We start from the raw sequence: 8,134 nt of genomic DNA on the forward strand, positions 1-8,134 counted from the left end.
TTTTGTCCCTGACTCTAAGAACGATCTCGGAAGAGATAACATTCGTTGCGGGGAAGTTCGCTGAGCTATCCTGCCGCTGGGTCGCTTGGACGTTCGAGTATTTGGCGACGGGAGGCGAGGACAAGGCGATTGCGAGAGGACAGATCGTCCGCCTCGATGCGGGACATGATCTCGCCCGAGGTCTCGCCGGCAGCGGATCAGAAGTTCGCCCGCGCCTCGATGCTCGAATAGTAGCCGGTGCCCTGGATGCGGTCGCGCACGTAGCCCGCCGCGAGCGACATCTGGACCGGGCCGAAGGTGAGACCCGAGAGATGGGCGCCGACCCGGTACTGGCGGAAGAAGTCGTCGCCGAGGAACAGGGCCTCCGGCCCGATATAGACGCCGTCGGCAACCATGTAGCCGACGCGGAAGCGGGAGTAGTAGGCGTTGAACTTGGTCGAGTAGGAGCCGTAGGCCGAGGCCATGGTCCGGTCGGTCGGGGTGGCGTAGAAGTTGCCGGCGACCTTCAGCCCGACGCCGGTTCCGACCACCGGGTTGCCGGGGTCGGCGATCGAGAGCTGATTGCTGCGGACGTTGAAGCCGATATAGCCGGCCAGCGCCGCATCCCGCCAGATCCACTCGTAGCCGGCCAGCGCCGATCCTTCCTGCTGGTAGCCGGTCACGCGGGCGCCGACGGCTTGGCCCGGATAGGAATAGGTGCCGGCCACGCCCTCGACGCGGACCCGCACGCCGCTCACCGTCGGCGGGCTGCCGAGCGAGGTCGTCGCCGTCACCGAGCCGAAGGCCGAGCTGTTCGAGGTGATGCTGGTCGAACCATCGACGGCGACGGCCCAGGAATCGTCCACGGCCTGCTGCTGCGCGCCGGTATACCAATCGACGCCGGCGGAGGGGGCCGGCAGGTCGGCGGCTTCGGCGCATGCCGCTCCCAGGGAAGCGGCGGCACCGAGGAGGACAACGCACAGTTTCCCGGGAGTCTGCAGATGGTTGCGTGAAACCACAGCCATTCGATCCTCGGATACGCACACGATACGCACCGATTTATCCGGGGCCACGGTTAACAAGAGCCTCCCCGGATCACGAAAAGCCTATTTTCGGAAAGCGCCACATCTTGCGAAGCTTGTGTGAGGCCGCGAACGAGACGAGCGCCGCTGGCGTCGTCGGTCTGCGAGGCGTTCCCTGGTGGAGATCCGCAGATGCCGGCCCGGCGCCATCAGGCCTGATAGGGTTCTGACCGTCTCTCGCAAAACTCCCGCCGCGCCGTCGTGCCCGGAGGGGGAGCCGCACGTGCACAGGAGTCTTGTGAGCCGTTCAAGCGGCCTCGGCCACCGGCGTCGCCGCGCTCAGCACGGCGGCGAGGTCGTCTGGGCGGAACGGCTTGTCCAACTGCAGGAATTGGCGCGCGGTGGCCGGCAGATGCCCGTGCGGACTCGCCAGGATGATGCGGATGTCGGGATAGCGCTCCACCACCGTCGCGGCGAGCTGGAGCCCGGTCATCACCGGCATCGATTGGTCGGCGACCATGGCGTCGTAGGCGGCGCTCTCGCCCAGGAGTTCGAGGGCGTGCTCCCCCGAGGCCGCCTGGACGACATGGTGGCCGAGATCGGCGAGCGCTTCGGCGACGCTTTCCCGAACGAGGCTGTCGCTCTCCACCAGGAGGATGCGTAGGGAGGCCTGCCAGAGAGGGGCCTCCTCCGCCCGGTGCTCGGCCGCCTTCAGCCAGATCTCGGCGACGAAGCCGTCCTCGCCGGTTCCGTCCGTCACCAGCCGCCAGCCGGCGCCGGCTTCGGCGAGCAGGAGCGGCACGGTCCTGAGCGCCTGCGACCGGGACGCTTCGACGGGCCGGCCCGGCACCCGCTGCCCGCTGGCGATGAGCAGGCGCAGATAGGGGCCGGGCGGTAGCCCGAATCCGGTCTCCGCCTCGGCCCGATGCTCGGCGGCGCCGACGGCGAAGCCGTGCAGCCCATGATCGCGGACATGGAAGGCGATGTTGAGCAGGACGAGTTCGAGGATGCGCTCGGCGCACAGCACCTTCGGCAGGTCCCCGGGGATCCGGTTGATCACCGGCATGTCCCGCAGGACATTGGTCTGCATGAAGGCGAGGGCGGCCTCCACGGTCGAGGCCAGGTCGCTCTCGGCCAGGGCATCGCCCTCGCCGCGCACCAGGCTCAGCATCCGCCGGGTCAGGGCCGCCCCGCGCAGGGCTCCGGTCGTCGCCGTGTCGACGAGGCGCAGCTGTTCGGGAGAGAGCCGCTGGCGGCGCAGGATGCCGAGATTGGCGAGCACGACGGTCAAGACGTCGTTGAAGTCATGGACGATGCCGTCGGTGACCCGGCGCAGCACGGTGTTGCGGCGGCGCTCGTTGAGGCCCGCGGGCGTCTCCGCGCCCTCGCCCGGTTCGATCACTCGGCTGAGGGCGTGGATCCGGCTGCCATCCGCGGCGCCGCGCAGGAAGCGGACCAGCACGCGGCGCTCCATGCCGGGCGTGCCCTCATCCCCGTCCGCGCGGGCACGCAGCACGACGTCATGCGGTCCGTCCGCTCCGCGGGCGGCCTTCAGGGTCAGGTCGAGCAGCGCATGGTCCTCCGGCTCGAACCATGCGGCGAGGTCGGACAGGGCGGTGGCGTGGTCGGAGGCGGTGGCCGTGCCGGTGCTGTCGGAATCCGACCAGACCACCTGGCGGGTGACCGGGTCGATCTCCCAGCAGGTCCAGCCGGACATGGCCTCGAAGGTCTGGAGGCGCCCCTTGATGCGGTCGAGGCCGGTTCCGGCCAGAGCCAGAGCCGTGTCGGCGCTCTGGGAACGGCCGGTGACCGCCTCCGTCAGCGCCGCGATCTCCCGGACGGGCGAGGCTGCGGCCTCCTCCAGCCCGGCCGAGCCCTCGGCCAGGCGCCGCAGAGGCTGCGCGGCGCTGCCCCCCAGGGCGTAGCCGAGGCCGGCTGCCCCGGCGACCACGGCCATTGCCAGGGCGAGGAGGCGCCCGCTCGGCCAGCCGGGCCCGGCCGATGCGGACGGCGCCGTGGCCGTCACCAGCCAGCCGGGGCTTCCGAGCTCGCGCCCGCCCTGCACCGGCACCGAGGCCGCGCGGAGCCCGCCGCCGGGAGACCAGGGCATGCCCGCCAGCAAGCGGCCATCGGCTCCCGTCACCGTGAAGGTCACGCTGTCGGGCAGGGCGAGCGCCTGACGCACGCGGGCCCCGAGATCGAGAAAGGCGGGGCCGGCACGAAGCTGGATGCGGTCGGAGCGACCGGGCGTCCCGAGGGCGAGGACGATGTCGAGGGGAGCCGCCTCGTCGCCGTCATGGGTCGCAACGACGACCTCGGCGTTGCGCGCCCGCGCGAACCAGGCTTGGCGCGCGACGCTGGTGCCCGGCCGGCGGCGGTCGGCGGCAGCCCGGACGATCCCGTCCGGGCCGATCAGGGCGGCATCGTGGTAGCGCGGGTGGAGTGCGAGCCAATCCTGAAGCAGGCTCGAGCGCTCGGCGTCGGTGAGGGACGGATCCCGGGGCCGTAGCAGCAGCGCGGCGGTGCGAGCCTCGCCGATGCTGCCGTGCAATGCGGCATCGACGGCCTCGGCGAAGGCGCGCGCCCCGGCCAGGGCAGTCCGCTGCTCCGCATCCGCGGCCGATCCGGCCCCGAGAACGGCAGTCCCGGCCCAGGCGAGCAGGAGCGCCGCCAGCGCGACCGCGGCGAGCTGCGCCGCGTTCAGCACCTTGAGCGAGATTCGAAGGGAATCCAGCATGCGGGGGCTCCGCCGGCACAGCTTGCCGGCCGCAGGATACCGGGATTGGCGATCCTGACTGCCAGACGAGGGCGCCAAGCGCTTAAGGGCCGGTTAACGCTGGTCGCATTCAGGGCCGTGGCGGCTCCGGATGCCCCGCGTGAGCGGCCTTCGGTGCGGCGCGGACCGGCACCGGTTCCTCCATGAAGACCTGTTTCGAGGGATTTGTGGCTTTTGTGGCATGCCCCTTGCCAGAAGCCACCCGCCGGCTGCGTGGGCCGGTGACGGCGAGCACGCGACGCCTCCCGAAGCGGTTCGGTTCGGAGGGCGCATGCGGGCGATCCCGACCGGACGGGATCGCGTCTCGCCATCGTCAGGATGTGCGGAGCGTGAGATCGAGATGACCCAGATGGCCCTTTCCGTCGCCCCCGATCCGGCCGAGGATGCGCTGACGGCGCAGCTGGTCGAGATGACGGTCGAGGATGTACAGCGCGCCCTCGGCGAGGGCCGCGTGACCGCGGAGGAACTGGCGAAGGCCTTCCTGGCGCGGATCGAGACCTACAATCCGCGCTACAACGCCCTGATCGTGATGAATCCGCACGCCCTCGCGGAGGCCCGTGCCATCGATGCGCGCCGGGCGGCGGGCGAGGCGCTCGGGCCGCTCGCGGGCGTGCCGATCGTCATCAAGGATACGATGGACATGGCCGGCCTGCCGAGCACCGGCGGCTGGCACTTCCTCGCGGCGGCCGCCGGCGGCATCGACCTGATCCCGGCGACCGATGCGCCGGTGACCGCGCGGATGCGCGAGGCCGGCTGCGTCATCCTCGGCAAGACCAACGTGCCGGTGCTGAGCCATACCGGCAGCCACGCCAATGACAGCTGGGCCGGTCCGACCCTGAACCCGGCCGCGCCCGACCGCATCCCCGGCGGCTCCAGCGCCGGCACCGCCACCGCCGTCGCCGCGAGCCTCGCCGTGCTGGGCCTCGCCGAGGAGACCGGCGGCTCGATCCAGAACCCGGCCTCGGCCCAGGGGCTCGTCGGCATCAAGCCGAGCTTCGCCCTGGTGCCGAATGCCGGCGTGATGCCGCTGGCCGGCAGCACCCGCGACGTGGTCGGGCCGATCGCCCGCTGCGTGCGCGATGCCGCCCTCACCCTCGACGCGCTCGCCGGCTACACCGCCGCCGACCCCAAGACCGTGGCCGGAATCGGCAAGCGTCCGGCCGGTGGCTATACCGCCAAGCTCTCCTCCGGCGCCCTGGCCGGCAAGCGCCTCGGTCTCTACGGGCCGGGCTGGCGCGACCTGCCGCTCTCGGAGGAGGCCGCCGCGCTCTATGCCCGCGCGCAGGACGAACTCACGGCCGCCGGTGCCACCCTGGTCGCCGACCCCTTCGCCGGCACCGGCTTCGCCGATCTCGCCGAGCCGACGCCGGGCCTCGTCTATTTCGATGCCCGCGGTTTCGAATCCGCGCCCTACGACCTGCAGCTCTACCTGCGGCGGATGGGACCGAATGCGGCGCTCGACAGTTTTGCCGCCTTCGCCGAGGCCACCAAGGCCGAAGACGCCTTCGCCCCCGGCGGCGTGCTCCACCCGATCACGAATCTGCGCCAGCTCGCCCCCTGCCTCGCCGACCCGTCGAATCCGCCGGATCTCTCCGACTTCCTCACCGCCCGCGAGGCCTATCTCGCGCTGTTCGAGCGGGTGATGGCGGAGCACGGGCTCGACGCCCTGGTCTTCCCGCAGATGCGGGCCGAATTGCCGCCCCTGCACGGCCCGGGCACGCTGCTCGAAACCACGGTCTGCGAGATCAACATCGCCGGCTTGCCGGGGGTGACGCTGCCGGCGGGCGCCTACGCCTCCGGTTCGCCGTTCAACCTGATCTTCGTCGGCCGGATGTGGAGCGAGGGCGATCTCCTCGCCTATGCCTACGCCTACGAGCAGGCGACGCATCACCGCCGCGCCCCGGCTCTCGACGCCTGAGCCGATCCCGGTCGCGATGATCGCGCTCCCCGTCCGCTCTGCCGCCGCACGGCGGACGGGCACCGCACCCTGTGTACGTGCCGAAATTGTGTGCGCCCGTTTCACGGTCGCGACGCTATCCTGTCTCCGAACGGGGACAGGGCCGGGATGCTGACCGATCATCGCCACGAGGAAATCCTTTCGCAGCTCGCCCAGACGGGCCGGGTCGCCGTCACCGGCATCGCCGCGGCCCTGGCGGTGTCCGACGAGACGATCCGGCGCGACCTGAAGATGCTGGAGGAGCGCGGGCTTCTCCGGCGCATCCATGGCGGCGCGGTGCTGCCGCGCCTCGACCAGGAGCGGCCGCTGGTCGAGCGCAGCCAGCTCAACAGCCGCGAGAAGGGGCGCGTCGCCGCCCTGGCCGAGGGGCTGGTGGAGGACGGCATGTCGGTCTTCATCGACACCGGCACCACCACCCTTGCCCTCGCCCGGCGCCTGACCACCCGCAAGCTCACGGTGACGACGAATTCCATCGACCTCGCGCTGCTGCTCGCCGACAGCCCGGCGCGGGTGAACCTGACGCCGGGCACGCTGCGGCCGAAGGACAACGCGCTGGTCGGCTACGACACCGTGGACTACGCCCGGCGCCACTTCTTCGATCTGGCCATCATGGGCATCGCCGCCTGCGACCTCGCGCAGGGCTGGATGGATTACGAGGAACACGAATCCGTCCTGCGCCGGGCCCTCAGGGGCCAGACCCGACGCTCGGTCCTTCTGGCCGATTCCCGCAAGTTCGGGCGTCAGGCCAACCTCCGAACCTTCGACCTCGGCGCCCCGCTCACCGTGGTGACCGACCGGCCGCCGCCCGCGCCCTTCGCCGAGCGTTTCGCCGGGCATGGCATCGATCTGATCTGCCACTGAATCCATGTGGGGGCCGTGAACGAACAGATGCGCGACGACCTCCTCCGCTTCGCCCTCCATCTCGCCGATCTCGCCCGGCCGCTGGCGCGGGCGCATTTCCGCACGCCGCTCGCGGTCGAGACTAAGGCCGATGCGAGTCCGGTCACCCAGGCGGATCGTGGCATCGAGGCCCTGTTGCGGGCCGAGATCCGCCGGGCCTATCCGGACCACGGCATCCTCGGCGAGGAGGAGGGCGGCGATCTCGGCGCCGCGCGCACCTGGGTGATCGACCCGATCGACGGCACCAAGAGCTTCGTCGCCGGCCTGCCGCTGTTCGGCACTCTGATCGCCCTGGCCGAGCACGGGCGCCCGGTGCTCGGCGTCATCGACATGCCGATCCTGAACGAGCGCTGGCACGGCGCGGGCGGCCGGGCTTGGCTCGACGGTGCTCCGATCCGCACCGGCGCGCGGCCCCTGTCAGAGGCGCGCCTGTTCGTCAATTCGCCGGACCGGTTCCGGGGAGCAGAGGCGGAGGCGGTCGCGCGCCTGAGCGGGGAGGTGGGCCTGCGCCGTTACGGCGGCGATTGCTATGCCTATGCCCTGCTCGCCTCGGGCCATTGCGACCTCGTGCTCGGAGCTGGGCTCGCGGTCTACGACGTGTTCGCCCTGATGCCGGTGATCGAGGGCGCGGGCGGTCTCATCACCGATTGGCAGGGCCGGCCGATCACCCCCGATTTCGACGGCCGCGTCGTGGCCGCCGCCAATCCAGCCCTGCACGGAGCCGCGCTGGAGCGTCTCGCGGGAGAGCCGATGGAGCCGCCGCTCGCTTGCTTTCGCTCGCGATGACGGCGTGCGGTCTGTTCCGAGGCGATCAAGTGCAACCGATATGACTGGGCCATTGCCCGTCTTTTAAGCGGGACTGCGCCTCCTTGCTCGACAAATTGTTCCTTTTGCTTGCTCGGAAGCCGTTTTGTGCTCCTTCCCGATGCATCTGGAGCGTATTTCGCCGCAAGACGATGGGCTTTCTCCAATCGCCGACGCAGTGCTCCGGTTGCTGGCATCGCCTGATGTGTTGCCCGATTGCACGGGAGATATCTCAAAAACCAAAAATTCCAATTTGGTAGTTGACCCTGTGATATTTCTGATGCGAACCTAGTAATGCGAAGAATATTTGTTCAAAAATTGCGCAGAAGCGCAGAGTTTGACCACTTTGCCAAGCGATCGTGCTGAGCCGTTGCGTCACCCGCCAACGGCCCTTGTTCCGATCGAAAACCATAAAACGGGCATGATCTGCCGGAGGGTTTGCGGGCCGTCCGGTGCGCACGGAGATCGATGGGTTCTGCTTTGCGCGCTGCGTGAAGTGGAATGTCCGGAAGATCAGCGAAGTTTTGGCCACAAGACATCAGGGCCATAGCCGGCACAGCAAGGGGACGATGTGATGAGAGGCGGCGGATACGGGATGGAGCGGGAATGGGCCCGCTCGAAGCGGGGGGGATGGCTGGCGGGTGCGCTCCTGAGCGCCGCGGCGCTCGCCTCACCCACCGGCGCCCTGGCGCAGCA

At 70.1% G+C, this 8,134-nt stretch carries 6 protein-coding genes; 3 read left to right on the forward strand and 3 right to left on the reverse strand.

Annotated elements, in window-relative coordinates:
• Positions 1-197 precede the first annotated feature (197 nt).
• Complete coding sequence (gene bcsS, locus MZTS_RS21925; RefSeq protein WP_192285413.1) at positions 198-1,004, reverse strand: cellulose biosynthesis protein BcsS; 807 nt, start codon at positions 1,002-1,004, stop codon at positions 198-200.
• A gap of 304 nt (positions 1,005-1,308) precedes the next feature.
• A complete protein-coding gene (locus MZTS_RS21930) occupies positions 1,309-3,738 on the reverse strand; it encodes a response regulator (RefSeq protein WP_192285414.1) in 2,430 nt (809 codons plus the stop codon).
• 379 nt (positions 3,739-4,117) lie between these two features.
• Here MZTS_RS21930 and MZTS_RS21935 point away from each other — a divergent pair, with 379 nt between their 5' ends.
• The 3 genes from MZTS_RS21935 to MZTS_RS21945 all read left to right on the forward strand — a co-directional run bounded on the left by MZTS_RS21935 (position 4,118) and on the right by MZTS_RS21945 (position 7,420).
• Positions 4,118-5,695 (forward strand): amidase, encoded by a 1,578-nt coding sequence (locus tag MZTS_RS21935; protein ID WP_192285415.1) that lies wholly within the window; start codon positions 4,118-4,120, stop codon positions 5,693-5,695.
• A gap of 147 nt (positions 5,696-5,842) precedes the next feature.
• The gene (locus MZTS_RS21940; RefSeq protein WP_192285416.1) at positions 5,843-6,595 is read left to right on the forward strand and encodes a DeoR/GlpR family DNA-binding transcription regulator; all 753 of its coding nucleotides are present in this window, start codon (positions 5,843-5,845) and stop codon (positions 6,593-6,595) included.
• A gap of 27 nt (positions 6,596-6,622) precedes the next feature.
• Positions 6,623-7,420 (forward strand): inositol monophosphatase family protein, encoded by a 798-nt coding sequence (locus MZTS_RS21945; protein WP_192285417.1) that lies wholly within the window; start codon positions 6,623-6,625, stop codon positions 7,418-7,420.
• 250 nt (positions 7,421-7,670) lie between these two features.
• On the opposite strand, the gene MZTS_RS21950 is transcribed toward MZTS_RS21945, so the two are convergent.
• Positions 7,671-7,970 carry a hypothetical protein gene (locus MZTS_RS21950; RefSeq protein WP_192285418.1) on the reverse strand — a complete coding sequence of 100 codons (300 nt, stop codon included), beginning with the start codon at positions 7,968-7,970 and terminating at the stop codon, positions 7,671-7,673.
• Positions 7,971-8,134 lie beyond the last annotated feature (164 nt).

The sequence above is a fragment of the Methylorubrum zatmanii genome (assembly GCF_014845115.1).
GTDB lineage: Bacteria > Pseudomonadota > Alphaproteobacteria > Rhizobiales > Beijerinckiaceae > Methylobacterium > Methylobacterium zatmanii.